The sequence below is a fragment of the Halomonas sp. genome (assembly GCF_052095695.1).
In the GTDB taxonomy this organism is placed as follows: domain Bacteria; phylum Pseudomonadota; class Gammaproteobacteria; order Pseudomonadales; family Halomonadaceae; genus Vreelandella.
This window is the reverse complement of record NZ_JBQDLQ010000030.1, coordinates 14,168-40,980: the sequence shown is the minus strand read 5'-3', so window position 1 is coordinate 40,980 and position 26,813 is coordinate 14,168. Positions and strand designations below refer to the sequence as shown.

The following is a 26,813-nucleotide window of genomic DNA, read 5'->3' as shown; positions in this document are numbered from 1 at the left end:
CCTTACGGCACTAGAACCTAAATCTAGCGTGTCTACCAATTCCACCACATCCGCGAAGACGAGGCGTATAGTATCATTTTTGTGATACAAGTCAACGCCTAGTTTGATATTTGTTTAAATGGGTGAAGAGCGGTCTATGTTGTCTAAGAAATCGTTTTTGCAGCAACTATTTTTGAAGCAATGCCTGCAAAAAGGGAATTATTGGATAAAGCAAAACATGCCGGGCTATTGCGCTTTTTGCCTAGCTCCTGCGGCGCGGGGGTGTGGGTGGTGTGATGCGTGTGCCGATGAGCTTCCATGGAATTTATATGCCTGCAGCCAATGCGGTGAGCCGGTGAAGCACGGCCAGCGATTATGTGGTCATTGCTTAATAGAGCCTCCGGCCTTTTTGGCGACTCAGGCGGGGCTGCTGTATCAGGGCGTCATTAAAGAGCTAATACATGATTTTAAATTCAACGCCTCACCTAGGGCTGGGGTATTGATTTGCGAACTGATGTTAATGACGCAGCCCCAGCTAACTGGGCAAGCGTTCGTGTCAGTACCGATGCACCCTGCAAATGCCCATGAGCGTGGATTTAACCAATCATATTGGCTGGCGAAACAGCTCAGCCACAAGTTGGCGGTTCCATTGCACACTGCTCAGCGAGTTAAGAGAAGCCGTCCCCAGCGCACGTTGAATCGCCGCGAGCGAGCATCCAATTTAGCCGATGCTTTTGCATTTCAGATGCCGCCACCGGAGCATTTGGTGATCATTGACGATGTGGTGACGACCGGCGCAACTGGGCATGCAATGGCATTTGCCGCGCTGGAGGCAGGTGCTAAGCGCGTCGATATTTGGGCGGTAGCACGTACACCCCTGGGCAAGGATTGATAGAATAGGTTTTTTGTCGACCCAGGAGTGACCTATGTCACACCCGTTTAGCTCTCTTTCGCCCGATTTAGTGATGTCTGCAGCCGAGTCGCTTGATATTTGGCCAGCGGGTGAGCCTTTCGCGCTAAATAGCTACGAAAACCGCGTGCTAATGTTTCGCGATGAGGATGGCAAAAACTGGATTATTAAGTTTTATCGGCCTGACCGCTGGTCAGAGGCGGCTCTTCAGGAAGAGCATGATTTTTTACAAGAGCTGGCTGACAACGATGTACCGATCGTGGCGCCTTGGCGAAACGCTCAGGGCCAGTCGCTACATCAGTTTAAAGTATTTAATTTTGCGTTATTTCCTCACTGTCCTGGTCAGGCCCCAGAGCTTGATAACCCTGCTCACTTATTTGCGATGGGCGAGGTGCTAGGGCGCTTACACAAAATCTCCGCTAAACAAGTTTTTCAACATCGCCCGCGATTAGAGATGGCGAGCGGTATCCTTGAGGCTCAGCAGCGTGTGCGGACAAGTGAGCGATTGAATGGTCATCAGCGTCGAGCGTATGAAAACGTCATTACGAAAGTACATCAGCAGCTTTCAAAGCACAGCGTACCTGCTAGCAGCATGATTCGGTGCCATGGCGACTGTCATTTAGGCAATGTGCTCGGCCGCGATGAGCAGTTTACGCTGGTCGATTTTGATGACTGCCTTATGGCGCCCGCGATTCAGGATATCTGGATGATGCTTCCCACCGACGATCCGCAGTGCTGGGGAGCACACTTGAATGAGATTACCGAAGGGTATGAGGAAACGCTGCCGTTTCCGACGGAGCAGATGTCGTTAATTGAACCGCTAAGAAGCTATCGGTTGATTCGTCATACTGCTTGGCTGGTATCGCGCTGGAATGACCCCGCTTTCCCTCGGGCGTTTCCGTGGTTGGCGGATAGCGGTTACTGGGATCAGCATATCCGCCAGTTAGAGCAGCAGTGCCTACAGTTAGAAAACCCGCGTTGGTTGGCATAGCGCGGGAGGGGAGTGGCCGCGTAGTGTGTGGCGCTGAGCTGTGTTTTCGCATTGCCTTGTTATCTGCGACGCTGCCATAAATGAGAGGCTTACGTTAAAATAGGTTATTCCAGACAATAATGGTTCAGTAGTCTTTCTAGCTATTTATGTACATTAACTGCTGGCCAAGACACTCGTAAATTTTATATTTAGACAGATCTAATATTAATTCGCGTAAAGAAAGAATTGACGTAGGCGTCAGTCTTTTTGCATTTGTGCACCGTTTTTGATGAGGCTTAACATGTCCGATGATATTGCTCACCACTATCGCCAGATAATCACTGCTTTGGGAGAAAATCCCGATCGCGAAGGATTGCGGGATACGCCAAAGCGGGCAGCGAAAGCCATGCAGTTTTTGAATGCGGGCTATAATCAGTCGCTGGGAGAAATTATTAACGGTGCCGTGTTTGAGTCGCACACAGACGAAATGGTGCTGGTAAAAGACATTGAGCTTTATTCAATGTGTGAACACCATCTGCTGCCCTTTATTGGCAAGTGCCATATCGCCTATCTACCTAATGGCAAAGTTCTGGGACTATCTAAATTTGCGCGCATTGTTGATATGTTTGCGCGACGTATGCAGATCCAAGAAAATCTCACCCTACAAATCGCCGATGCCGTTCAAGAAGTCACGCAGGCAAAGGGCGTCGCAGTGGTCATTGAGGCTCGTCATCTTTGCATGATGATGCGTGGCGTAGAGAAGCAAAACTCCAGTATGACCTCATCCGTCATGCTAGGCAGGTTTCGCAGCGACCAGGCGACCCGGCAAGAATTCCTAATGCTGATTAATTGAATCTGGTGCCGCCTGCCGATAAGAAAGGCATGCTAGAAACTTGGTTTATAGGGGGATTTCGTCTTAGCATGAAGTGTTAATGAGCCTACACGGCCATCATTTGGTCAGGAGTCTGTCATGGAAGCGCTTAAAGAAACGCAGCTGTATTGTCCTTTTGCCTATATCGACGGCAGCTGGGTTGCAGCCGATAGCGGCGAGCAGATCACGGTCTTGAATCCGGCAACCGGTGAGGCTATCGGCAATATTCCGCGGTTAGGTAAAGTTGAGACAGAGCGGGCCATCGATGCCGCAGATGCCGCTCTGCCTGCATGGCGTGCATTGACCGCTCAGGAGCGCGCCGACTTATTATTAAAGTGGCACGACCTAATGCTTGAGCATCAGCAAGACTTAGCCATGCTGATGACCTACGAGCAGGGCAAGCCGCTTAAAGAAGCCGCGGGCGAAATTGCCTATGCCGCAAGCTTTTTGCGCTGGTTTGCTGAAGAGGCTCGTCGCGTTTACGGTGAAACGATTCCCGCGGCAAATGCCAATCAGCGTATCGTCGTGACTAAGCAGCCAGTAGGCGTTGTGGGCGCGATTACCCCGTGGAACTTCCCAGCGGCGATGATCACCCGCAAGGCGGGCGCTGCACTGGCCGCTGGCTGTACGATTGTCGTCAAGCCAGCGAGCCAGACGCCATTTTCAGCCACGGCATTAGCGCTATTAGCTGAGCGTGCGGGCATTCCGCGCGGGGTTTTTAACGTAGTGCCGGGCAGCGCCAGTGATATTGCGCAAGCGATGACGCACTCGCCGAAGGTGCGCAAAATAACCTTCACCGGTTCTACCGAAGTGGGTAGTCAGCTGATGGCGCAGGCGGCTGAGCATATTCAGAAAATCTCGCTAGAGCTGGGTGGTAACGCGCCTTTTATTGTCTTTGAAGATGCTGATTTGGATGCCGCTGTAGAAGGTGCTATGGCGGCCAAGTTCCGTAATGCGGGGCAGACCTGTGTATGCACCAACCGCTTCTTAGTCCAATCCAGTGTCATCAATGCGTTTTGCGAAAAACTGGCTGCAGCGATGGTTAGCGAACTGCATGTCGGTGATGGCACCAAGGCGAATATCAATATTGGTCCGTTAATCGATGAAAAGGCGGTTAAGAAAGTCAGCGAGCACGTGCAGGACGCGATAGATAATGGCGCTGAGCTGCTGCTGGGTGGGCATCCCCATCCGTTGGGCGGTAATTTCTTTACGCCGACACTGATTAGCTTTGCCACCGATAAGATGAAAGTGGCTCATGAAGAGACGTTTGGTCCGCTGGCCGCTGTCTTCCCGTTTGACGATGAGCAAACTGCGATAGCAATGGCCAATGACACTCAGTATGGCCTGGCCGCATATTTCTACTCGCGTGATCTGGCTCGCGTGTGGCGCGTCGCTGAAGCGCTCGAATATGGCATGGTAGGGATTAATACTGGCGCCATTTCTAACGCAGCGGCACCGTTTGGTGGGGTTAAAGCATCGGGCTTAGGTCGCGAGGGCGGTCATCAAGGGTTGGAAGAATACCTTGAAACAAAATATCTATGCATTGACCTTGGCTAGCGCTTTGAAGCCTGTCTTTTAATCGGCAGCCACTGTCATTAACAAGCCCCATTGGCAGAGTGCCAATGGGGCTTTTTATATGCTGGGCGGGCCAGCGGTGCTAGTGAAAAGGCTTAGTGGCGGAAGTGGCGCATACCGGTAAATACCATGGCAATGCCTGCTTCGTTGGCAGCATCGATCACTTCCTGGTCACGCATTGAGCCACCCGGTTGAATGACTGCGGTAATACCTGCTGCTGCCGCGGCATCAATGCCATCACGGAATGGGAAGAAGGCATCAGATGCCATGACCGACCCAGGCACTGACAGGCCTTCGTCTGCGGCTTTGATGCCCGCAATTTTGGCTGAGTAAACGCGGCTCATTTGTCCTGCGCCCACGCCCACTGTTTGCCCATCTTTGGCATACACAATGGCGTTGGACTTAACGAACTTAGCCACTCGCCAAGCAAAGGCTAGGTCGCGCAGCTCTTGCTCGCTGGGAGCGCGCTGGCTGACAACCGTCAAGTCCTCGCGTGCCACCATTCCCTCATCGCGCTCTTGTACTAATAGCCCACCGTTGACGCGCTTGAGATCAAATGCAGCCTGGTGTTCGCCTGACCAATGATCGCTGACATCCAGTAGGCGAACGTTCTGCTTGCTGGCCACAATAGCGGCAGCGTCATCGCTAATCCCGGGGGCGATAATCACTTCGACAAACTGGCGATCGATAATTGCCTGGGCGGTTTCAGCGTCCAGCGCTGTATTGAAGGCAATGATGCCGCCAAATGCACTGGTAGGGTCGGTGGCGAAGGCTTTGTCATAAGCCGCTAGCGCTGTTGAACCGACGGCAACACCGCAGGGGTTGGCATGTTTGACGATCACGCAGGCGATCTCTTTAAAAGCCTTTACGCATTCAAACGCCGCATCGGTATCGGCAACGTTGTTATACGACAACGGTTTGCCTTGCAGTATTTTTGCCGTGGCAACGCTTGGTTCGCTAGCCTGCGAATCAACGTAGAACGCTGCCTGCTGATGGGGATTTTCGCCGTAACGCATATCCTGCTTTTTATGCAGCTGAAGATTAAAGGTGCGAGGAAATGTTTCATCTGCAGCGTCAACCTTGCGGCCCAGGTAGTCGGCAATAGCGCCATCATAGCCGGCGGTGTGTTCGAATGCCTTGACCGCTAAATCGAATCGCGTTGCCGTGCTTACTTGACCATTTTGAGCGGCCAGCTCACCAAGTACGCGAGCGTAGTCAGCGGTATTCACGACTATTGTTGTATGCGCGTGGTTTTTAGCGCAGGCGCGTACCATGGTAGGGCCGCCAATATCGATATTCTCGATAGCATCTTCTAACGTGCAATCAGGCTTAGCGACAGTTGCGGCGAAGGGGTAGAGGTTAACGACGACCATATCGATAGGGGTAATGTCGTTTTCGGCCATGACCGCATCATCCTGGCCGCGCCGTGCCAAAATGCCGCCGTGAATTTTGGGGTGAAGCGTTTTGACACGGCCATCCATAATTTCGGGAAAGCCGGTATGTTCAGACACTTCTTTCACCGCAATGGCATTTTCTTGCAATAGCCGGAAAGTGCCACCGGTTGAAAGCAGTTCAACGCCGTGCTCAGTTAGACTGCGGGCGAATTCTACAATGCCAGTTTTATCAGAAACGCTTAGAAGGGCGCGGCGGACGGGAGTAGCGTTACTGTCAGTCAAAGTAGGGTTATCAGCCATGAGGATGCTCGTGTGCAGCGTTGTGAAGTCAACGCGGGTAAATAAAAACAACAACGCCCCATTGTTATGGGGCGTCGCCTTCGATAAGTCCGTAAAGCTTTAGCTTTTTACGCAGGGTGCCGCGGTTCAGGCCCAGTGCATCAGCGGCCCGGGTCTGGTTGCCGTCAGTGTGCTCCAGGACGGAGGCTAGTAAAGGAGCTTCTACTTCGGCCATCACCATGGCGTATAGGTCGGTTGCCTGGCTGCCATCGAGATGCTCGAAGTAGCGGCGCATCGCTGTTTCCACGGCCTCCCGCAGAGGCTGCGGCGGTGTGCTTGCCGCTGGGTTGGCCAGCATGCCGGTGAGGTGAGAAACAGTATCGCTAGAGAGAAGATCGCGTTCGGTCATGCAGCATAGCTTCCTTTGGCTAGCAAACGTATGGCGGCATCGGGAGCCATCGCGTCGTTGATCCAATCAAATTGCGTTTCGGGTGATGCTAACGCATTGAACTGCTGCTTCAGCGCGTGCTGTTGAGGCGGCGTAAAGCGCGGGTCGTCGCTGAGGTACCAGCCGACATGTTTGCGCGCTATGCGTACGCCCATCGTGTCACCATAAAAGTCATGGAGCGCGCCAACGTGCCCATTAAGCACCTGCTGGCGCTCGGCTAGGCTGGGTGGCGCCATTCGCGTGCCATGCTGGAAATAGTGGTTAATCTGTTGAAATATCCACGGATTTCCCTGCGCACCACGGCCTATCATGACAGCATCCGCACCGGTATAAGTGAGTACTTCGGCGGCTTTTTCAGGGCTTGTTATGTCGCCGTTAGCAATCACCGGTATCGAGAGACGAGATTTGATGTCGGCAATCGTGTCGTACTCTGCCTGTCCAGTATAGCGCTGTTCGCGATGTCGGCCATGTACAGCTAGCGCTTGAATGCCTGCGGCCTCGGCCAGTTGAGCAATGCGAAGGGCGTTATTCGATGCCGCGCACCAACCCGTGCGTATTTTAAGCGTCACGGGAATATCAACGGCGCCCACCACCGCCTGCAAAATGTCAGCGACCAAGGCTTCATCGCGAAGCAGGGCAGACCCTGCCGCTTTATTACACACTTTCTTGGCGGGGCAGCCCATATTAATATCAATAATCTGAGCACCTAGTTCAGCATTCAGGCGGGCTGCCTGGGCAAGCATATCAGCATCACCACCCGCAATTTGCACCACGCGGGGGGCCGGCTCGCCCTGGTGGTCCATCCGTAGCTGTGATTTACGAGTATGCCATAGGCTAGGGTCTGACGTGACCATTTCACCCACCACCCAGCCAGCACCCAGCTGTCGGCATAGCTGACGAAACGGGCGGTCGGTAACGCCAGCCATTGGTGCCAGGATTGCGCGATTTGATAATCGGTAGCAACCAATGCTGGGTAGGGTGTTCATTAACGTCATGGCGTAGGCTTTTTGGGTGCTGGTCTGGCGACGAGTAAGCGCGCTTTCAAGGGTGCGTATGATACGCCTACTCGCCGTTAGGTTGAAGGCAGCAGGGTGCTTTAATCTGGGCGCTGGCCTGAGAGCCTTACCCAGCCTTCACGAATCACCGGCTCTTGCATGATGATGCCCTGGGCCGTGTAGGCTTGCTGAACATCGTCGGCCTGATTGGCTAAAATGCCCGATAGCGCAATGCGCCCACCTGGGGCCACGTGCCCGGCAATCATCGGCGCTAGCTCAACCAGTGGGCCCGCTAGTATGTTAGCGGTTACCACAGAGTAACGAACGTCATCGCTTAACTGCTCAGGGTAATAAAGCGATAGCTGCTGTTCGGCAATGCTATTACGTTCTGCGTTATCACGACTAGCTTGTAATGCCTGGGGGTCAATGTCGGTAGCGTCGGCATGGTGTGCGCCAAGTTTTAGGGCGGCGATAGCCAGAATGCCCGAGCCACAGCCTACATCAAGCACATGCTGTTGCGTTAAGTGGCCCGCCACTGCCAATTCATCCAGCCACTCTAGGCACAGTGCGGTAGTCGGGTGCGTGCCGGTGCCAAACGCAAGGCCAGGATCGAGAATCAGGTTGACCGCGTCTGCCTCAGGCGGCTCGTGCCAGCTGGGCACAATCCATAGCCGCTGCCCCATGCGTAGAGGGGTGAAGTCATCCATCCACTCACGCTCCCAATCGCGGTCGGCAAGTAGCTCATACTCGATCGTGGGGCAGGGTTCGCTCGCCATTTGCTCCGACCAGGCAGCCTCGATGCGCGCTAACATATCGTCAACGCCTTCAAGGTCATCATAAAGCCCTGTCAGAATCGTGTCTTGCCAAAGCGGAGTGGTGCCGCGCTCAGGCTCAAATACCGGATCGTCGTGGGCATCTTGAAGGCCAATGGCGGTCGCGCCTTCTTCGAGCAGCAGCTCTTCAAGAAATTCTGCTTGCTCGGGTGCGACATGAGCTTTGAGTTGAAGCCAGGGCATGCAGGTTCTCCGCAAGGCGAATTTAAAAATAGTGACAGTAAAGACCACTACAGTAAAGACAACTACGGGGTGGACGTGGCCACCCCGTTGGGTATCGAACATAGCGCTGGAGTGACGTTAGCCGCCGAGTTTCTTTTCCAGGTAGTGGATGTTGACACCGCCTTCGCGGAAGTGGCTGTCACGCACCAAATCTTTCTGCAGGTCGATATTGGTTTTGATACCTTCCACAAGTAGTTCATCAAGCGCATTGCGCATGCGCGTCAGCGCTATTTCGCGGTCTGCGCCCCACGTGATCAACTTGCCGATCAGGGAGTCGTAATGGGGAGGCACGGTGTATCCGGTGTAAAGATGCGAGTCCATACGCACGCCCAAACCACCCGGCGAGTGAAACAGCGTCACTTTCCCTGGTGAAGGCATAAAGGTGCGAGCATCCTCGGCATTGATCCGGCACTCGAAGGAGTGACCAGCGATCTTCACGTCTTCTTGACGAATAGACAGCGGGAGGCCGGAGGCAATGCGCAGCTGTTCTTTGACGATATCAACGCCGGTAACCATCTCAGTAATCGGATGTTCGACTTGAACGCGGGTATTCATCTCAATGAAGAAATACTTGCCGTCTTCGTACAAGAACTCAAAGGTGCCGGCGCCACGATAATTGATTTTAATGCATGCCTGGCGGCAGGCTTCAAGCACCTGCTCGCGAGCTTTCTGATCAAGACCGGGGGCTGGGGCTTCTTCAAGCACTTTTTGATGACGGCGCTGAAGAGAGCAGTCGCGATCATACAGATGGATAGCGTTACCTTGGCCATCGGCTAGCACCTGCACTTCTACGTGACGCGGCTTCTCGAGGAATTTTTCCATGTAGACCGTGCCGTCACCAAACGCTGCTTGTGCTTCGGTACGCGTAACGGTAATCGCCGACAGCAGGTGACCTTCAGTATGCACCACACGCATGCCACGTCCGCCGCCGCCAGAGGCTGCTTTGATGATGATCGGATAGCCGATACGCTTCGCGGTCGCTAGATTGATAGCATCGTCATCGCCGAGTGGCCCGTCGGAGCCGGGAACCGTTGGTACGCCGGCTTCCTTCATTGATTGAATCGCGCTGACTTTATCACCCATCAGGCGAATCGTTTCTGCGCGGGGCCCGATGAAGGTAAAGCCTGAGCGCTCTACCTGCTCGGCAAAGTTGGCGTTTTCCGACAGAAAGCCATAGCCCGGGTGAATGGCCGTTGAGTCAGTCACTTCGGCCGCGCTGATAAGGGCCGGTATATTCAGGTAAGACTGCGCTGACGATGCCGGTCCGATACACACGGCTTCATCTGCCAAACGAACGTGCATGAGTTCACGATCAGCTTTGGAGTGTACCGCAACGGTTTTAATGCCCAGTTCTTTACAGGCCCGTAGGATACGAAGGGCAATCTCGCCGCGATTCGCGATTAATACCTTGTCCAGCATGGGAGAGTCCACCCGTGTTGAAAATGAAAGATTAAGCGATAACGATCATAGGCTGATCGAATTCCACCGGCTCGCCATCTTCCACCAGAATAGCTTCCACCACGCCGTCACGGTCAGCTTCAATCTGGTTCATCATCTTCATGGCTTCAATGATACATACGGTATCGCCTTGCTTAACGGTGTCGCCTACTTCCACAAAGGATTTAGCGCCCGGTGCCGGGCTGCGGTAAAAGGTGCCAACCATCGGTGAATTAACCGCCTCACCGCGGTAGCTGGCGCTGGCAGTTGGTTCAACATCCACAGGCGGAGCGCTTGCGGTCGGCGCATAGGCAGGTTGCGCATACTGGGGCATTGGCTGCTGCTGCCAAGTAGCACCGTTCGGATGGCGGCTTATGCGGACTGATTCTTCGCCTTCCTGAATTTCAATTTCACTAATATTGGATTCTTCGAGCAGCTCAATCAGTTTCTTAACTTTGCGGATATCCATGGCATAGCCCCATCAATGTCATAAAAGGTAGTCACAGAGCAAGCTCAGCCTCTAAGCGGAGGTGCAATGCGGCGCTGAATTAGCGCAGTAAACCAAATTTTAAAATGATGAGAACGCGGCATGTTAGTGAACGTTACCTCGTTCTCACCCCTAAAAAGGAAGTTTTTAGCTAATATGGGAGCGGAGTTTGCCGAAAAAGTGCCACGATGTCCAGCAGCAGGCCCGGCAGCCCCGAAGTCGTCGTAGAGGATGCATGTGGAGATTTGGCTGCCACTATTCACGCTGCGAGTTCTTTTTTGCATGTCATTGAGCCGCTATCCACTGGCTGACAGATTCAAGATGTTGCTGAAGCTGGTCGGCCGTGACCTCGCCCTGAATGCGGGCATCGCGCAGTTCCTGGCCTTGATTAAAAAATAGCAGACTAGGGGGGCCAAATAAGTTGAACTGGTCGAGAAGCTCTCGGCTGTTGCTATCGGTGTGTGTGACATCGGCAGCAATCAGCTTATAGCCGCTTAGCGCTGCGGTAACCCGTGCATCTGGATATACATCGCGTTCCATTAATTTGCATGAAATGCACCAGTCGGCAGTGAAGTGCACAAACACCGGCTGATGGCTGTTTTTTGCGTTAGCAATTTCATCCTCAAGAGCGCTCAATGCATCGACTTCAGTGAAGCTGAGTGCCTGTGCCTGTACAGCGTTTGCTGGATTGGAGACTGCCGCGAGTGGACGCAGCGGATTGTTGCCCCCTTGGGCGGCTCCGATCACCAGCAGTATGCCCCAGGTCAGTAGCATAAGCGCAAGCGTTTGGCGCGCACGCGGCCAGCCTAGCGGCTGATTGATGTTTAAAGCGCCTAACGCGAGCGCGCTCCCAATCGCTAGCGCAGCCCATAGCAGCAGCGCGACGGGCGCGGCGACCAGGCGTTCTATCATCCAAATAGCCACCCCCAGCAGCAGCAGGCCAAAGCCAATTTTCACGCCGTTCATCCAGGCGCCGCTGCGTGGGAGCAAGGTGGCGCCGAATGTACCGACTAAAAGAAGGGGCACACCCATGCCCAAGCCCAGCGCAAACAGCACTGCGCCGCCAAGCGCGGCATCCCCGGTAGACGAAATAAATACCAACGCGCCCGCTAACGGCGCCGTGACGCAGGGTGACACCACTAGCACTGAAAGGGCGCCCGCTACCGCTAAGCCCGCAGGGCCGCTACGCTGAGCGCGCGTCTGCCAAGCATCAATGCGGCTGGTTAAGCGCGGCGATAAATTGAGGTTGAACGCGCCAAACATTGCTAAAGCAAAGAGTGAGAAAAGCACCGCGAAGGTGATTAGGACCGGTGCTGACTGCAAGCGCGCCTGTAGATTAAGCCCGGCGCCAAACAGTCCCATCAATACGCCCACAAGCGCATAGGTTGCTGACATACCTAATACATAGCTGGCGGAAAGTACAAATGCCCGAGAGCGAGTAGGATTCTGGCCGACCACTATCGATGACAGAATGGGAATCATCGGCAGCACGCAGGGCGTAAAGGTAAGCCCTAAGCCGGCGATAAAAAATAGTCCCAGCGCCAAAGGCAGGCTTGCGCTGCTAATCAAGCTGCTGAAGCGGCTGTCTTCACTTTGGGGGGCTGAAAAGTCACTCTGCATTGCGGTGTCAGCTGTCACTTGTCCTGAAACGCTGGCCGCTGCGTCGGAGCCGCTATTATCGGCCTGCCAGTTAGCGAATTGGCTGGGTGGCTGTGTCTCACTGGCCTGAAGATCCACTTGTTCTGGGGGGTAGCAGAGTCCCGCGTCCGCGCAGCCTTGAAAGGTTAGAATGATATCTAGCGGGCCTGAATAGGGAGTGCTTAAGGGAACCTCAAAGACTAATTGATCCCTGAATACATACACATCTCCCATGAATTCATCGTTGATAAACGTGCCCTGGGGGATGTTCGGCTCGCCTAGATCGACGCTTTCGATTTGGCTGCTGACCGCAAACTGGTGGCGATAAAGGTAATATTCATCAGCAATGTCAACGCCGATATAAAGGGTGTCTTCATCATGCCAAGCCGTGGGCTCAAATGCCTCCATTACGGGTAAAAATGCGTCTTGATTGCTAGAGGGAGAGAACCACTGGGCGTGAGCCATCAGCGGTAGCCCGATAAGGAGCAAGGCGAATACAGCAAATCGGCTTAGGTGCTTAAAAGGTAACAAGGTGCATCCTCAATCAATGGCATCACAATGAGAGTAAATAGCATACCGCAAGCTGAAGTGTCTGACGTGCTCTGCGGTGACATGACGCGGCCTCTCGTGCGCTAGCTCGTATTGCTAGGCTGATAACGCAAAAGGCCGCCCGAAGGTGGCCTTTAGATGCATTAAGCGGGTATGAATTCCCTCTTAGGTGCTAATTATTATGCTTTTTGATAAGCGCTAACGGATTTTTCAATCGCTTTGCGTGCAGCATCGGCACCTTCCCAAGACTCTACTTTTACCCACTTGCCTTTTTCTAGGTCTTTGTAGTTTTCGAAAAAGTGAGCGATTTGCTGACGCAGCAGTTCAGGGAGGTCAGTGACTTCCTGAATGTTGTCGTACAGCGCGCTCAGCTTGGCATGGGGCACACAAATCAGTTTAGCGTCTTCACCGGCTTCATCGGTCATGTTCAAAATGCCAACCGGACGAGCACGGATAATGCTGCCAGGCTGAACGGGATGCGGTGTGACGACTAGGGCGTCAAGGGCATCGCCATCGTCGGCTAGGGTGTGGGGAATGAAACCATAGTTGGCTGGGTAAAACATGGGGGTGGCCATAAAGCGGTCAACGACCAGCGCGCCCATATCCTTGTCAATTTCATATTTGATCGGGTCATGGTTAGCTGGAATTTCGATCACCACGTAAACGTCGTTGGGGAGATCCTTTCCGGCAGGGATATTATCGAAGTTCATCGTTGATTCCTTGATAGTACAGTGGCTGAGTCTTGCTGCGGCTAAGCAATCGTTTCAGAGGCTTTGATGGCCGGAATTATACGAATATGGCTAGACGATTGCCAATGCGGCATAACAGGAGACCGAGAAAGGTTGGCGATTTTATAACATTTCAGCGCTTAAATAGGCGAGAGACACTTTGAATCTGCCGATAGAGACGTTTGGTGAGCATCGCTCCTGGTTCACAGCGTGTATCATAAGAGCTCGAGTCGACAGCCTAGGAGGATGCCTTGTCGCACGCCCAGTTGCTCATCAGTTATGGCCAAGCGTTTGTCGCCCCCGATCGGCGCCTACATCGAAGTTCAATGTCAGTACGCTTTCCTGAGGCACCGCTACTGCGCGCTAAAGGTGGCTGTGCCGTGATTAGCGACTCGATTTCACGCAACACCATGGCCAAGCAGGCCGGAGACCTTAGCGTACGCGGATTTCTGGCTGACTATTTTTCAACGCCTGATCACTGGGATGTCAAAACATCTGCCACCCGCGTACTGCGCGCACTGAATAGCTGGTGCTATAGCCAAAGCCAGCATGTTAAAGAGGGCAGCTTCGTTTCCTCTATGTCTGCCATGGTCTTTCGTGGCCGCGAAGCTCATCTGTTTCATATGGGCGATACGCTGGTCTTCCGCCTGCGCGGTGCAGAGTTTGAGCAGCTAAGCCGCGACCACGTGACGGACGTGGGCGGCTACCGCTATCCTTCACGGGCGCTGGGCATGGACGGCAGTGTCGACATTGATTACACCCATATCGCGTTAAAACAGGGCGATTTATTTCTTTTCACTACCCAGGGCGTACGCGGCACGCTGCTGCCGTCAGACTACGTGCGCTTGATTCGCCAAGACGCGAGCGATTTAGACGCTGCCTGTGAGCGTTTAGCGGATGAGGCGAAGCAGCGCGCCCAGGAGCGTGGCTATGGAGGCGATCAGTTTTGCTTCCAGCTAGTTCGCATAGATGAATTGCCGGAGGAAACAACCGAGCGCCCTGGGCAGCTCTATGGCGATTTGCCCATTCCCCCTGAGCTGGCGCCGGGCGATCGCTTAGATGGTCTTGAGGTGCTCGCGGTGCTCTCACGAACCGCACAGTCTCGCGTTTATCGCGTTCGCGATGTGCACACCGAACGTGAAATGGTGATGAAAGCGCCAAGCCCCGAGCTTTCGTTGCGCAATGCCTACCTTGAGCATTTTCTGCTACAGCAGTGGGTCGTGGAGCGCGTTAATTCTCCCTTTGTTGTCAAAGTGATGGAGCGGTCTCGTTCGCGTCGCTACCTCTATTACCTTATGCAGCATATTGAGGGAGAAACGCTACGCCAGTGGGCAGAGCGCCATCCGCAAGCGAGCTTGGTACAGCGGCTTGATATCGCCAATCAGCTTGGTAAGGCGGTGCAGGCTCTGCACCACCGGGATATTATTCATCAGCAAATTAGCCCTGATAATATTCTAATCGATCTACACGGTAAGCTGGTATTGACAGACTTTAGCGCTTGCCACATGCGTGATGGCGAAGGACATCGACATTCTGGCGAGCTGCTCAGTCAAGTCGGCCTTAACGAGCACACTGCGCCAGAGTATGCCCTGGGAGATGCCATCGGCCGTCGCAGCGATCAATATTCGCTAGCATCAACTGTCTATTGGCTGTTGACCGGCGCTCTGCCCTATACGTTGACGCCTAATCGGCTGCGCAGCCATACCGATCTTGAAGAGCTCTCGTTTCGCAGCGCACGCACTACGAACCCTGAAATCTCCCCCGATTTAGACGATGCGCTGCGCCGTGCGCTGGACCCTCAGCGAGCGCTGCGCTTTAGGCGCATGTCAGAGTTTATGCATGCGATACGCCTGCCACTTGGCCGTCGCTCTGCTCAGGATCAAAGCCGCCAGGAGCCACGTCGCTTCTGGCAGGGCGTCGCGGGAATTTTACTGCTGTTGCTGGTGCTTTCCTGGCTACTACGTTAAACGTAAGGTATAAAAAAACGGGGGCTGACTGATGTCATCCCCCGTTTTTTATGGTGCGTTTTACCGCTAGGCTTTTTACTGCCGGGCTGTTTCACAGAGCTAGGTTACTTGTTTACAGTGTAAAGACCGGCAGTTTGCGCTCGGCCTTGGCTAGCTTCAGCTTGGCTACTTTAGGCAGGCCGTTTTCAAACGGTGGGAAATCTTCACCTTGAATGAGCGGTGAAAGATAGTCGCGGCACGCCTGCGTAATGCCAAGTCCGTTAGCGCTAATAAAGTCGCGGGGCATGAATTTCTCTTGGTTAGCCACCTGAGACAGCGGGGCAGAAATCACATCCCACTGATAGGGGGTTTGAGAAATGCGGCGAATGGCCGGCATCATGGCATTTTTGCCAGCAAGCGCCAGCGTTACTGCTTCGTAGCCAACCGCGTAGGCTTGCTCAACGTCGGTTTTAGACGCCAAGTGGCGTGCGGCACGTTGAAGGTAGTCTGCTACCGCCCAGTGATATTTGTAACCCAGGTCTTGTTTGATCATGCCGGCAAGCGTCGGTGCTACGCCGCCTAACTGGCGATGACCAAAGGCATCGGTATTGCCCGCATCGGCCAGGAAAGTGCCGTCTTCGTAACGGGCGCCTTCTGACACCACTATCACGCAGTAACCGTACTGCTTAACGCATTCTTCAACCCGTGCCATTGCCACTTTACGGTTGAAGGGGATTTCCGGGAAGATGATTAGGTGCGGCGGCTCGCCTTCCTCTTGGCCTGCTAGTCCGCCCGCGGCGGCAATCCAGCCGGCATGGCGACCCATCACTTCAAGCACGAACACTTTAGTGGACGTGGCGCACATAGAGGCAATGTCCAGCGACGCTTCAAGCGTTGAGGTAGCAATATACTTAGCAACGCTGCCAAAACCAGGGCTGTTATCGGTAATCGGTAGGTCGTTATCCACGGTTTTGGGCACATGGATGGCCGTGAGCGGATAGCCCAATTTTTCGGAAAGTTGCGAGACTTTTAAGCAGGTATCGGCGCTGTCACCACCGCCATTGTAGAAAAAGTAGCGAATGTCGTGAGCTTTAAAGACTTCAATCAGGCGCTCGTACTGAGCACGATGTGTATCGATATCTTTCAGCTTATAGCGGCAGGAGCCGAAAGCGCCGCCGGGCGTGTGCCGCAGTGCGGCAATCGCTTCGTCAGATTCTTGGGTGACATCGATGAGGTCTTCGGTTAGAGCGCCGATAATGCCGTTATGACCGGCGTACACCTTGCCAATTTTATCGGGCGCTTGGCGGCAGGCTTCAATAACGCCGCAGGCGCTGGCGTTAATAACGGCGGTGACGCCACCGGACTGGGCGTAAAAGGCATTATGCTGGGCCATGGAACGTCTCATCTCTTGAAAACGGGTAGGGTGAATCGAAGTCATATGCCATCACTAGGAAAAATCGCTAGTGGTGGCAGGTTAAGCTTAGGTCATGCAGGGCGGCAAAGTTTAGCGCAAAGCTATGATGGCTGCATCAGCGGCTATCGCTGATCAATCGGGTCCATCCATCTCTTGCTCGCGCTGGGCTAACTCCCAGCCCCCAAGGTCTTTGTAGCGATTAACCATGGCACAAAATAGCTCGGCTGTGCGCTCGGTATCGTAGCGAGCGGAATGTGCGGCCTTGTTATCAAACTCAATGCCGGCAGCCCTGCAGGCACGCGCCAGAACCGTTTGACCATATACCAAACCTGCCAGCGTTGCCGTGTCAAAGCTCGAAAACGGATGGAAAGGGTTACGTTTAATGCCGCAGCGATTAACCGCTGCGTTCAAAAAACCTTGATCAAATGCAGCGTTATGACCCACCAAAATAGCTCGCGTGCAGTCATGCGCTTTGAGCGATTTACGGATTGGGCGAAAAATCTCTCCCAATGCGTCAGCTTCGCTCAGCGCCACTTGGCGGCGCAATGGATCGTCCAGATTGATACCGGTAAAATCGAGCGCCGACTGCGCCACATTGGATCCTTCAAAGGGCTCAATATGGTAAGCATAGGTAGCATCAGGAAGCAGGTTGCCTTCCGGATCCATGGTTAGCGTGACGGCGGCTATCTCAAGCACAGCGTCACCTTGGGCATTAAATCCCCCGGTTTCCAAGTCAATGACCACGGGTAGGTAACTACGAAAACGTTGGGCCATTAATTCGCGGGCAATTGCCTCGCTCATGCAGCTCTCCTTAGTAAAGCGAGTAATCAGTCAAAATAAGCGATATGCCACCGCTTTGAATGGATTGATTCTAGCAGCTTTACCCCCCAAGCGTCGTTGGCGGTGTTCGCTGGGCATTGAGAACGCTATACTCAGGGTCTGTTGCAAAGATATATCGCTTAGCCATGTGCTAAATGATAGTGCCTTTTTCGCTAATGAATTTCGTATAGTCAATGAGGAGCAAAGAATGTCCGATGTCAAAAAGGTTGTACTGGCATATTCAGGCGGCCTGGACACATCCGTTATTGTTAAGTGGTTGCAAGAAACGTACAACTGCGAGGTAGTTACGTTTACTGCCGACATCGGTCAGGGCGAAGAGGTCGAGCCAGCCCGTACCAAGGCGCAAGCCCTGGGTGTAAAAGAAATCTACATCGAAGACCTGCGCGAAGAGTTTGTCCGCGACTACGTTTACCCCATGTTTCGCGCCAACACTATTTATGAAGGCGAGTACTTGCTAGGCACGTCGATTGCTCGTCCGCTGATCGCTAAACGCTTGATTGAGATCGCCAACGAAACCGGTGCCGATGCCATTTCTCATGGCGCTACCGGTAAAGGTAACGATCAGGTTCGGTTTGAGCTTGGCGGCTATGCGTTAAAGCCGGGCGTTAAAGTCATCGCCCCTTGGCGTGAGTGGGAGTTGACCTCGCGTGAAAAATTGATGGCGTATTGTGAAGAACACAATATCCCCGTCGATTTTGCCAATAAGAAGAAAAAATCGCCTTACTCCATGGATGCCAACCTGCTGCATATTTCTTATGAAGGCGGCATTTTGGAAGACCCGTGGGCCGAGGCGGAAGACGATATGTGGCGCTGGAGCGTTTCTCCTGAAGCAGCGCCCGATCAGGCAACCTACGTTGAGCTAACGTTTGACAAGGGTGATATCGTAGCCATCGACGGCGAGCCGTTGAAAGCCCACGAAGTGCTGGCAAAGCTCAATAAAATGGGCGGCGATAACGGCATTGGCCGTTTGGATATTGTAGAAAACCGCTATGTGGGCATGAAGTCTCGCGGCTGTTACGAAACTCCAGGGGGCGCCATCATGCTGCGTGCCCACCGCGCTATTGAATCACTGACACTAGACCGTGAAGAAGCTCACCTGAAAGATCAACTGATGCCGAAATATGCAGAAGTGATCTATAACGGCTACTGGTGGAGCCCTGAGCGTCGCATGCTTCAAGCGGCTATCGACGAAACGCAGAAAAATGTCGAGGGCGTTGTGCGCATGAAGCTTTATAAAGGCAATGCGACCGTTGTGGGCCGTAAGTCTGACGAATCGCTCTTTGATGAGTCGATTGCGACCTTTGAAGACGACGCGGGCGCCTACAATCAGAAAGATGCAGAAGGCTTTATTAAGCTTAACGCGCTACGTCTGCGTATTGCCGCCGGCAAAGGACGTAAACAAAGCTAATTAAGCGCTGATACAACGCTGCGTTTACCTTGTAGGGCGGCAGGCACGAACCGCCGTCCTACGAGCAAAGGAATCATGATGCTTAAAAAAATCTTATCCGGACTCTTTGGTAGTCATTCCAAAGCTGCCTCAGGTGCTACTACTGATGCCGCTGAACCTGTGGAATACAAGGGCTACTGGATTTTGCCCCAGCCCGATAATCAGAGTGGCCAATACCGCGTGAGCGGTTGGATTCGCAAGCCCGGTACGTCAGAGGAAACGCTCGAACATCGCTTTGAACGTTCCGATATGCTGCCTAGCCGTGATGCGTGTGACGCCATGATGCTTACTAAAGCTCAGCGCTATATTGATGAAGTGGGTGAGGCCATGTTCGAGCCAGACCCGCGTCACGATACAGAAATGAATAGCACGGATATGAACAACGCAGACCGCTAGTCATTGTGTAAAATGGCCGATGTGCCTCTCAACGTGATAAACCGCGAATTAGCTGTTCGTCGCGGCGGGTAGTTCTAGTGTAAAGCAAGCGCCGCCCAAGTGTTTAGCATCCTCCACCCAGAGTCTTCCCCCCAGATGAACGATGATGCCCCGGCTGATCGGCAGGCCTAGACCGCTGCCTCTTGGCCGACCGCGGGGGATATCGCCGTCCTGCTGTAGTTGATGGAATTTTTCAAATACCCGCTCGCGCTCATCCATGCTGATACCCGCGCCGTTATCTTCAACGCTTAAGCGATAATGGTCACGATGGCGATACAGCGACAAACGCACTTTTGGCTGTAGTCGATCAGAAAATTTACCCGCGTTATCAAGCAGATTGATGATAACTTGCTCTAGGCGATCCTGATCGCCAACGATCATTGCAGGATCAACCTTTAAGCTGATGTCTAGAGCAACGCCGTGTTCTTCATGCAGATGCGCAATAGCGTTAATGCTGTGCCGTGCTAGCTTTGTCAGGTTGAGTGGCACCGGGTTTAGCGTTAAACGGCCGCTTTCTAAGCGAGCAAGATCCAGTATCTCTTCAATTAGGCGTGATAGCCGCTGGCTTTCATGCACGATTACGCCAAGAAAATGCTGGCGCTTCTCGCTAGGTAGCTGATCGCTATCTCGCAAGATTTCAGCAAAGGCGCGGATCGACGTTAGCGGTGTGCGCAGCTCGTGGCTGACCATGGCCACAAACTCATCTTTTAAGCGGTCTAGCTCGCGCAGACGCTCGTTGGCACTACGAAGCTCTTCGCCAATCTGCACCAGCTCCTGAGATTTTTGCTCTAACCGGCGGTTGTACTCTAGCGCTTGTGAGGTGGTGTCAAGAATGCTAAGAATCGACTCAATATCCAGCGCTTCACCGCGCACCACTGAGTTGATCAGCACCCGCGCGGAGGCGCTGCCCAACGAACCAGCGAGGGCCTGCTCGGCGCGGGTAATGAGCTCAGTGGTGGCCGGCTGATCCGCCTCAAACTTATTTTTGTTATTGCTATAGCTGAAGATGCGGCGGGTGGTATGTAGACCTAAATAGCGAACCAGTAGTTCATTCAGTGCGCCTTGGGTGGTTTGCCCACGCCACAGCGGGGCAGTGGTCAGGTTAGGGTGCATAGCCTCAGTGAAGAGTGCGGCCTGGGTTTGCTCAAGGGGCGTAGGGCGGGTAAACAGCGACACGCCCACTAAAAGCCCGACGTTTACCAGCATGCTCCACAGCAGTGAGTGGCTATAAATGTCCCAGTTCTCGAGCCCAAACAGAGCGTAGGGAGTGAGCCAACTGATCCCCCAAGGCCCTTCGGTGAGCAGCGCAGCGTTCAACCAGCCCGACTGAGCAAAGCCTGGAAGCAGCAACGTATAGCACCACACTAAAAAGCCGGCGATCAGTCCACACGTGGCCCCCTGACGAGTGGCGCCGCGCCAATAAAGGCCAATCAACAGCGCTGGGGCAAACTGAGCGGCCCCCGCGAAGGACACAAGCCCGATGGTGACGAGGCTATAGGAATCACCAATCAGGGCGTGGTAGAGATAACCGAGCAATAGAATCAGCACAATGGCGACGCGACGAATACCCAGCAGCCAGCTGGCAAGCTCTCCTTTAGTGCTCAGGTGAAGACGCCTTGAGCGAAGCAGCAGTGGCATCACCAGTTGATTGCTGACCATGGTGGAAAGAGCAATGGTTTCAACAATCACCATGCCGGTGGCCGCCGACAGGCCACCGATAAACACTAACAGCGGTAAACCGTCAACGCCGGCTGAGAGCGGCAGCGTCAGCACAAAGCTGTCAGGATCGCCTGCGCTAGCACCTAGCAGCATGCCCGCCAGAGCAATCGGTATGACGAAGAGATTAATCAGCAGCATATAAAGTGGAAATAGCCAGCTCGCCCGGGTTAAATGCTGCTCATCAACGTTTTCGACGACTAATACTTGGAATTGGCGAGGCAGCGTTAAAAATGCCAGAAAGGCCAGCACTAGCATGCCAACCCAGCCGGTAACACCACCCGGCACGCGATCGAGCCGCATGCTGCCTATTAGCTCGGGCGTGGCCGCCACCTGCGAAAATAGCGCGCTGGGTCCTTCAAACATCACAAAAACTACGAAGATACCGACCGCCATAAAGGCCACTAGCTTGACCAGCGATTCTAAAGCGATAGCGGCAACCATACCTTCGTGGCGTTCGCTGGCATCCAGGTGACGGGTGCCAAAGAGAATTATAAACACGGCCAATACCAACGCGACCCAAAGCGATTTATCCATCCAAAAGCGTTCATCGATCAGCGTGGTATCGGGTGTGTAGGGGTAGTTGATAAGCACCGCATGACTAACGGTAATCGCTTTTAACTGCAGCGCAATATAGGGCGTGATGCTGATCAGCGCCATTAGCGCTACCAGTGCTCCTAAGCTGGCACTTTTGCCATAGCGGGCACTAATAAAGTCGGCAATAGAAGTGATGCGCTGGCGTGCAGCGATACGCACCATTTTACGAATAACGGAGGGCGCCAGCAGCATGGCCAGCGTAGGGCCTAAGTAGATAAGCAAAAAGCTAGGGCCATGCGCTGCGGCTCGGCCCACGCTGCCATAAAACGTCCAGGCGGTGCAGTAAACAGCGATAGAAAGGGCATAGACAGTGGGTGATCCGATCAGCGAGCGGCCCTGCTCAGCCCGTCGATCACCCCAGGCAGCGACTACAAAAAGTAGCGCAAGGTAGCCAAAGGCTGTGCCAAGAATAATCGGCTCAGTGCGCATAGTCAGCGATCCGCATGATGTTCCATCAGCCACGCAGTTAAGCCGATCACGACGGCCCAAGCGCTAAATAAATACAGCGGCAGCCAGCCTGCGTGGAGCGTGGTTAAGCGGTCTACGACGATAACCAGGGGCGGGCAGAACAGCAGCAAGGCAACGGCCACTAAGGCCATTAAGCGTTCTGCTTTGCGTGATTTTTCGCCGCTGTGTTTCATAAGGCGCTGGCATCCTGTCGGTCAAAGGCATTCGCTTGCAGCGCTAGCAGTTGTTCAAGCGTATCAATGCTACGTGCTTCTAGGCGAGGCAGCAGTGCAAGCCACAGCTTGGCCGTTACGCGCGCATCTCCCAGGGCGGTATGGCGAGTGTCAGGAGGGAATGTCAGGCCATAGCGCTGAGCAAGGCTGTCGAGGTCGTGGCCGACCAACGCTTCATCCAACGCTCTAGAAATCAGTAGTGTGTCGATTACCGGTATATCAAAGGCGACGCCCTGCTGGCTAATCGCAAGTAGATCAAACGCGGCATTATGAGCCAGAAGCACGGCTTCACCCACGTAGTCGCGAAAGCGAGTAAGTACGACATCCAGCAGCGGCGCGCCCGCCACATCAGCATCAACAAGGCCATGGATGGCGGTACTCGACGGCTGTATCGGGCGCTGTGGGTCGACTTTTTGATCGAAGGTCTCACTTGCCAGCAGGCGCGCATTGACGACGCGGCAGGCACCCAGGCTGATGACTGTGTCGCCCCGGCGCAGCTCAAGCCCCGTGGTTTCAGTATCAAACGCGACCACTTCGAGGCTGCGCAGTGAGCGGCTGGCGAGCGCTTCGCTGGGTGGTGGAAGGTCGGCAATGCCAAAATCGTGAAACTCAGGGCGGGGAGGCGCAATTTCACGCGGGGCTCCCACGCGCTCCATGGCGGGTAGCGGCAGGCGCAAGCGTGCATATACGCCGTTGTCGTCGGCAAGGCTCCAAATGTCGCTAGCATGCTGACGCAGCACATCCGCAACGCTTGGGTTTAGCGGTAGCGAGGTCAAAGGCTGCTGGCGCCATCCGGCCAGCTCATGCTCCGGTATCGCTTTGCCGCGCCAAATAAGATCTAAATAGACGCGTTTATTGCCCAAGCATATTTCACCTTCAAAACCACTGTCAGGTAGGTAGTTACTGAGGTGCTTTACCAAAGAGTTAAACAGGGCGATCAGCGCGGGCGCGTCGCCCTTAAACCAGGCGGGCATTCCTACAGGGGTAATTAAACGCCGCGCAGGATCAAGACGTTCATCCAGTGCTTGCCAGAAGTCGTTGGACCACATGGGCGTTAAGCGCTCACCTTGATGCTGCATATCGTCGAGCAACTGGCCGATTTTTGCGACGTGCTCGCCGAGCGTAGCGCCTTCCTCTTGAATAACGCGCTCGAAACGTTGGCGTAATAACGATGTGCTGGGGTCATTTTGATCACGTAGTTGAATCAGCGCATCGGCCGCGCTGGTCAAGCTCGCGGTATGCTGGCGGAGTGGCGTAAGTATATGGGCAAGCTCTGCTCTCACGCCCATTTCATTCGACCAGGACGCTGTTGCATCGCTAAAAGTGAACAGCGTTTCGCCGTCACTGCCCGGTACGCGGCGCAGTATCACTTTTAGCCAGCGATTATCGCAGGGCACCAAAAATTCGCGCGGGGAGCCTTCGTAAGGCAGCTGGCTAAGCGCTTGCTGAAGGCTGCTAACGGGGAGTAGAGCGTCCAGGCGTTTGCCTAAACCAAGCCCCGAATTGTCGATAAAAAAATCTTCTGCGGCTTGATTGAATAGCATCACGCGGCGATGGTGATCGCACAGCAACAGAGGCGTTTCGAGGACTTGCAGCAGCGTTTCAAGCTCCTGGCGAATACGTGCAGCGCTGCGTGCGCCTTCCGCATGGGCGGTCGACAAACGGCTGCGATCTGCTCGCCAGTTTTCGCTGACACGGCGTAAATCTGGCCCAAGCCCTTTTAGCCAACCTTCAGGCAACTGTTCATCATGGGCATCGGGATTGCCAACCAAGCGCACAAGCTGGGCTTGGAGGTGCCGCAGCGGGGTAAACAGCATGCGTTCAAGAATCAATCCCGCTACAAAAATCGTGGCGCCACCAGAGAGGCTGCCGATCCATAGGGCTGCTCTTGCCCAACCGGCAGGAGCCAACTGAGTATCCAGCCAAACGGCAAACACAGCACCGCCAAATAGGCTAATACCGCTAATCAGAAGCCATAAACCAACAAGACGCTGGCGTTTGGGCAGCCCATCTCGCGTCATGGCTGCTTTCCAGCCAGCAGCGCTTTAACTTTTTCCACCAATGATTGGGTTGAAAACGGTTTAGTGATGTAGTCATCGGCGCCCAGAGCCATGCCTTTTTCACGCTCTACGTCGCGGCCATGCGCGGTTAGCATAATAATCGCCAGATGCGCGGTGGCAGCATCGCCACGCAGGCGTTCTAAGACGTCAAAACCGTTCATACCCGGCAGGCTAATATCGAGTAATAGTAAATCGGGCTGACTATCGTTAACGCACGCCATTGCCTGCTCGCCGTCTTCAGCCGTCACTACTTCGAAACCTGCCTGCTCCATCAAAAACTCCAGCGATAGCACGATATTGGGCTCATCATCGACCACAAGCACTTTGGCCATGAAAATCTCCTGTCTTTATCAGTGGTAGTGCCGGGCGCACCGTGTGCATAGCTCTGAGTGCATGCGTGATCAATCGTTAACTATCAGTGTAGTGAGCTAGGGGAGTGCGGCCAAGACGACCTTGGCCGAATGCTGTTAAATGATTTTGCTAAATAACTCGGCGGGCTAATAAGGCTTATATCGAGATTTACGCTGCTTTAAATACAACTTTAGAATCAACTCCCGCGATTAGCGACGTATTGTTATGGACTTAACCGTTTCCTCATACCACTCTGTAAAGTGATAAGAGCAGCAATTCTCAGGTTTATTAAATAAACAATAACAATCAAACCCAAAGGAGCGGCGCCCATGAGTGCTATTTTCCTTCTAGTGGTAGGTCTTGGTGCAATGGCCGTAGGGTACTTCGTGTACTCCAAGTTTATTGCTGAGAAGATTTACCAGCTAGATCCTGATTTTAAAACCCCTGCCCATGAGTTTGAGGACGGCATTGACTATGTGCCGACCAATCGATTCGTCTTATGGGGTCATCACTTTACCTCCGTTGCGGGAGCAGCTCCGATTGTGGGGCCTGCGATTGCCGTTATATGGGGCTGGGCACCGGCTTTTTTATGGGTAGTGTTCGGCACTATTTTCTTTGCCGGTATTCATGACTTCGGTGCTATTTGGGCCAGCGTACGCAATCGGGCTAAATCGGTCGGGGCATTAACCGGTGACGTGGTTGGTAAACGTGCTCGTAGTATCTTTATGATCGTTATCTTTCTAGTGCTACTGATGGTTAATGCGGTCTTCGCCGTGGTGATTGCCGGGTTAATGATGAACTTCCCTAGTGCAGTCGTTCCGGTTTGGGGCGCGATTATTGTGGCGCTCATCGTCGGGCAAATGATTTATCGCCGTATTCTGAGCCTGGCGGTAGTGTCGGTTATCGGCGTCATTGCACTCTACGCGCTGATTGGTATTGGGCCTTCTGTGCCGATTCAAATGCCTGCTGAAGTGGCCGGTATATCAGGCAATGCTATTTGGATTGTTATTCTGTTCGGTTACGCGGCGATTGCGTCATTGTTGCCGGTGTGGATGCTGCTGCAGCCACGGGATTATATTAACGGGCTGCAGCTCTTCATTGGCTTGCTGATTCTTTATGGGGCCCTGGTGCTGTTGAACCCGGTGCTGGTAGCGCCTGCCTTTAACAGCGATGTTCCTGAAGGCACTCCGTCGCTAATACCGCTGCTGTTCGTCACTATTGCCTGTGGGGCCATCTCGGGCTTTCACGGGCTTGTTTCATCCGGCACTACGTCTAAGCAGTTGAATAAAGAAACCGATGCTCGTTTTGTGGGTTATTTCGGCGCGGTGGGCGAAGGCATGTTGGCGCTAGCGGCTATTTTGGCAGCGACCGCCGGTTTTGCCACCTTCGGTGACTGGCAGGCGATGTATAGCGCCTTCGGGCAGGGCGGCGTCAATGCCTTCGTGCAAGGTGGCGCCTTTATTATTCATAACGGCCTTGGGTTGCCTGAGGTGACCGCGGCGACGCTGCTTACTGTTATGGCAGCGCTTTTCGCGGGCACTACCATGGACACGGGCCTTCGCCTACAGCGCTACATTTTTCAAGAGTGGGGCGATATTTACGATCAGCCGTGGATGAAAAAACCATCGATTGCCACGGGGCTAGCGGTAGGCACTTGCTTGCTGCTAGCGTTTGGCGCAGGCGGTGCCGATGGTTCGGGTGGTCTGATTATCTGGCCTCTGTTCGGCACCACCAACCAGCTACTGGCAGGCCTAACGCTACTCGTAATTACCGTCATGCTTGTGCGCCTGAAGCGCCCCATGTGGTATACGCTGGCGCCGCTATGCTTTTTATTGGTCATGACGATTCTGGCGCTGCTGATACAGCTGCGCACGTTCTGGAACCAGGGCAACATGTTCCTACTGGTGATGGATATTGTGGTGCTGGTGGCGGCTATTATGGTGGCGATGGAATGTGCCTCCGCACTCAAGCGTTCGCGCGCTGAAATGGCTGCCCAAGGTGATTAACGCACG

Annotated in this window: 22 protein-coding genes and 1 pseudogene; 9 read left to right on the top strand and 14 right to left on the bottom strand. The window is 53.8% G+C overall.

All coding sequences use genetic code 11. The features are described from left to right. Positions 1-118: 118 nt before the first annotated feature. The 5 genes and pseudogenes from ACTH5D_RS08230 to ACTH5D_RS08210 form a co-directional block, all read left to right on the top strand. Positions 119-358, top strand: a pseudogene (locus ACTH5D_RS08230) (double zinc ribbon domain-containing protein); the annotation flags it as partial. Between the two features lie 141 nt (positions 359-499). Continuing rightward, complete coding sequence (locus ACTH5D_RS08225) at positions 500-871, top strand: ComF family protein (RefSeq protein ID WP_441670082.1); 372 nt, start codon at positions 500-502, stop codon at positions 869-871. 34 nt (positions 872-905) lie between these two features. After that, positions 906-1,880 (top strand): serine/threonine protein kinase, encoded by a 975-nt coding sequence (locus ACTH5D_RS08220; protein WP_441670078.1) that lies wholly within the window; start codon positions 906-908, stop codon positions 1,878-1,880. Positions 1,881-2,160: 280 nt separating this feature from the next. Next, entirely contained in the window at positions 2,161-2,712 is a 552-nt protein-coding gene (gene folE, locus ACTH5D_RS08215; RefSeq protein WP_441670076.1) for a GTP cyclohydrolase I FolE, read from the top strand. Between the two features lie 117 nt (positions 2,713-2,829). Continuing rightward, positions 2,830-4,287: an NAD-dependent succinate-semialdehyde dehydrogenase gene (locus ACTH5D_RS08210; protein WP_441670074.1), complete on the top strand. Its 1,458-nt coding sequence runs from the start codon at positions 2,830-2,832 to the stop codon at positions 4,285-4,287. A 113-nt stretch (positions 4,288-4,400) separates the two neighbouring features. Here ACTH5D_RS08210 and purH read toward each other — a convergent pair whose 3' ends face one another. The 8 genes from purH to ppa form a co-directional block, all read right to left on the bottom strand. Next, a complete protein-coding gene (gene purH, locus ACTH5D_RS08205) occupies positions 4,401-5,999 on the bottom strand; it encodes a bifunctional phosphoribosylaminoimidazolecarboxamide formyltransferase/IMP cyclohydrolase (protein WP_441670072.1) in 1,599 nt (532 codons plus the stop codon). Positions 6,000-6,063: 64 nt separating this feature from the next. Further along, positions 6,064-6,387 (bottom strand): DNA-binding transcriptional regulator Fis, encoded by a 324-nt coding sequence (gene fis / locus ACTH5D_RS08200; protein WP_441670070.1) that lies wholly within the window; start codon positions 6,385-6,387, stop codon positions 6,064-6,066. Continuing rightward, on the bottom strand, positions 6,384-7,412 hold the full coding sequence (gene dusB / locus ACTH5D_RS08195) for a tRNA dihydrouridine synthase DusB (RefSeq protein WP_441670080.1): 1,029 nt from the start codon (positions 7,410-7,412) through the stop codon (positions 6,384-6,386). Before dusB ends, fis begins: the two co-directional genes overlap by 4 nt. Positions 7,413-7,522: 110 nt before the next feature. Then, entirely contained in the window at positions 7,523-8,437 is a 915-nt protein-coding gene (gene prmA / locus ACTH5D_RS08190) for a 50S ribosomal protein L11 methyltransferase (RefSeq protein WP_441670068.1), read from the bottom strand. Between the two features lie 117 nt (positions 8,438-8,554). Beyond that, a complete protein-coding gene (accC, locus tag ACTH5D_RS08185) occupies positions 8,555-9,895 on the bottom strand; it encodes an acetyl-CoA carboxylase biotin carboxylase subunit (RefSeq protein WP_441670066.1) in 1,341 nt (446 codons plus the stop codon). Positions 9,896-9,926: 31 nt separating this feature from the next. After that, the gene (accB, locus tag ACTH5D_RS08180; RefSeq protein ID WP_441670064.1) at positions 9,927-10,382 is read right to left on the bottom strand and encodes an acetyl-CoA carboxylase biotin carboxyl carrier protein; all 456 of its coding nucleotides are present in this window, start codon (positions 10,380-10,382) and stop codon (positions 9,927-9,929) included. Between the two features lie 303 nt (positions 10,383-10,685). Then, entirely contained in the window at positions 10,686-12,569 is a 1,884-nt protein-coding gene (dsbD, locus tag ACTH5D_RS08175) for a protein-disulfide reductase DsbD (RefSeq protein WP_441670062.1), read from the bottom strand. 197 nt (positions 12,570-12,766) lie between these two features. Next, entirely contained in the window at positions 12,767-13,297 is a 531-nt protein-coding gene (ppa, locus tag ACTH5D_RS08170) for an inorganic diphosphatase (protein ID WP_441670060.1), read from the bottom strand. Between the two features lie 269 nt (positions 13,298-13,566). On the opposite strand from ppa, the gene ACTH5D_RS08165 reads away from it, so the two are divergent. Continuing rightward, complete coding sequence (locus ACTH5D_RS08165; protein WP_441670058.1) at positions 13,567-15,282, top strand: protein kinase domain-containing protein; 1,716 nt, start codon at positions 13,567-13,569, stop codon at positions 15,280-15,282. Positions 15,283-15,394: 112 nt separating this feature from the next. Here ACTH5D_RS08165 and ACTH5D_RS08160 read toward each other — a convergent pair whose 3' ends face one another. Then, the gene (locus ACTH5D_RS08160; RefSeq protein WP_441670056.1) at positions 15,395-16,654 is read right to left on the bottom strand and encodes a 6-phosphofructokinase; all 1,260 of its coding nucleotides are present in this window, start codon (positions 16,652-16,654) and stop codon (positions 15,395-15,397) included. 153 nt (positions 16,655-16,807) lie between these two features. After that, a complete protein-coding gene (gene rnt / locus ACTH5D_RS08155) occupies positions 16,808-17,476 on the bottom strand; it encodes a ribonuclease T (RefSeq protein WP_441670054.1) in 669 nt (222 codons plus the stop codon). A 226-nt stretch (positions 17,477-17,702) separates the two neighbouring features. Here rnt and ACTH5D_RS08150 point away from each other — a divergent pair, with 226 nt between their 5' ends. Both ACTH5D_RS08150 and ACTH5D_RS08145 read left to right on the top strand, forming a co-directional pair. Next, positions 17,703-18,923 carry an argininosuccinate synthase gene (locus ACTH5D_RS08150; RefSeq protein ID WP_441670052.1) on the top strand — a complete coding sequence of 407 codons (1,221 nt, stop codon included), beginning with the start codon at positions 17,703-17,705 and terminating at the stop codon, positions 18,921-18,923. Between the two features lie 78 nt (positions 18,924-19,001). Next, positions 19,002-19,358, top strand: a complete 357-nt coding sequence (locus ACTH5D_RS08145; protein ID WP_441670050.1) for an HlyU family transcriptional regulator — start codon at positions 19,002-19,004, stop codon at positions 19,356-19,358. 48 nt (positions 19,359-19,406) lie between these two features. Here ACTH5D_RS08145 and ACTH5D_RS08140 read toward each other — a convergent pair whose 3' ends face one another. From ACTH5D_RS08140 to ACTH5D_RS08125, 4 genes are read right to left on the bottom strand one after another with little or no spacing between them, the layout of a single operon-like run. Next, positions 19,407-22,139: an ATP-binding protein gene (locus ACTH5D_RS08140; protein WP_441670048.1), complete on the bottom strand. Its 2,733-nt coding sequence runs from the start codon at positions 22,137-22,139 to the stop codon at positions 19,407-19,409. 2 nt (positions 22,140-22,141) lie between these two features. Continuing rightward, positions 22,142-22,351, bottom strand: coding sequence for a hypothetical protein (locus ACTH5D_RS08135; protein WP_441670046.1), 210 nt, complete (start codon positions 22,349-22,351; stop codon positions 22,142-22,144). Further along, positions 22,348-24,411 (bottom strand): exonuclease domain-containing protein, encoded by a 2,064-nt coding sequence (locus ACTH5D_RS08130; protein WP_441670044.1) that lies wholly within the window; start codon positions 24,409-24,411, stop codon positions 22,348-22,350. The genes ACTH5D_RS08135 and ACTH5D_RS08130 overlap by 4 nt, the downstream gene beginning before the upstream one ends. Next, positions 24,408-24,782, bottom strand: coding sequence for a response regulator transcription factor (locus tag ACTH5D_RS08125; RefSeq protein WP_441670042.1), 375 nt, complete (start codon positions 24,780-24,782; stop codon positions 24,408-24,410). Before ACTH5D_RS08125 ends, ACTH5D_RS08130 begins: the two co-directional genes overlap by 4 nt. 348 nt (positions 24,783-25,130) lie before the next feature. Here ACTH5D_RS08125 and ACTH5D_RS08120 point away from each other — a divergent pair, with 348 nt between their 5' ends. Then, complete coding sequence (locus ACTH5D_RS08120; protein WP_441670040.1) at positions 25,131-26,807, top strand: carbon starvation CstA family protein; 1,677 nt, start codon at positions 25,131-25,133, stop codon at positions 26,805-26,807. Positions 26,808-26,813: the final 6 nt, after the last annotated feature.